The organism is Rhodococcus sp. A14 (genome assembly GCF_011603105.1).
In the GTDB taxonomy this organism is placed as follows: Bacteria; Actinomycetota; Actinomycetes; order Mycobacteriales; family Mycobacteriaceae; genus Rhodococcus_F; species Rhodococcus_F opacus.
This window is the reverse complement of the sequence record NZ_JAAOQS010000295.1, coordinates 1-780: the sequence shown is the minus strand read 5'-3', so window position 1 is coordinate 780 and position 780 is coordinate 1. Positions and strand designations below refer to the sequence as shown.

Below are 780 nucleotides of genomic sequence, written 5' to 3'. Positions count from 1 at the left end.
CCGCTGTTGCGTTCGTCACAGACACTAGCGTAAGGACCGCAGATAACCCGTCCATAGACGACACGCCGACGCTCCATCGACTCATTCATGCTGCGTCGCAGACGACCCCAGAAAGCCCCAGATAACAGGTGAATTCGTCCGACTGCTTGGGGATGACGCGGACGGTGAATTCTTCACCGGACAGGTCCGCGCCGGGCAGTTCGAAGGATTCGGCGGTGTCGGTGTCTTCGACGTCGACGACGGGGGACTGGGTGTCTTTCCGGCTGGCGGTCAGCTGTTCGAGGGAGGTGTCCGGCTCGTCGGATTCGGTGACTCGTGGTGCGTCGTAGTCGGTGGCCATGGCTGTTCTACCTTCACGCTCTGGGTGTTCGGATCCGCCAGGTTAGAGGGTCCGTCGACGCGACACATTCGCGGGGTCGTGCCGGGCGGCGGGTGCGCCGGGTGTGGCGGGCGCGTTCGGTTTCGGACATGCCACCCCAGATGCCATAAGACTCGGTGGCGGTGAGGGCGTGAGCGCGGCAGTTGTCGAGCACGGGACAGTCTTGGCAGAGTTGTTTGGCGGCGCGCTCGCGCCGGGCACGGACGTTGCCGCGTTCACCGTCGGGGGAGAAGAACATGTCGGTGTCGGTGCCGCGGCATGAGGCGCGGTGCTGCCAGTTCCGGTCGAGGGGGTGGTGGAAATGATCAGGCACAGCGGGATGGGTCGCTTTCGGAGGGGAGCGGTGAGCCGATCCGTCGGTCAGGGCGGGCGCGCGGGTGTGGCGGGCCTGGGCTTGTGGC

Annotated in this window: 1 protein-coding gene and 1 pseudogene; both read right to left on the bottom strand. The window is 65.8% G+C overall.

The window, feature by feature from the left end; genetic code table 11:
* Positions 1-124 precede the first annotated feature (124 nt).
* A pseudogene (locus tag G9373_RS45475) lies at positions 125-340 on the bottom strand (DUF4193 family protein); the annotation flags it as partial.
* A gap of 13 nt (positions 341-353) precedes the next feature.
* Positions 354-692 (bottom strand): WhiB family transcriptional regulator, encoded by a 339-nt coding sequence (locus G9373_RS45470; protein ID WP_167121378.1) that lies wholly within the window; start codon positions 690-692, stop codon positions 354-356.
* Positions 693-780: the final 88 nt, after the last annotated feature.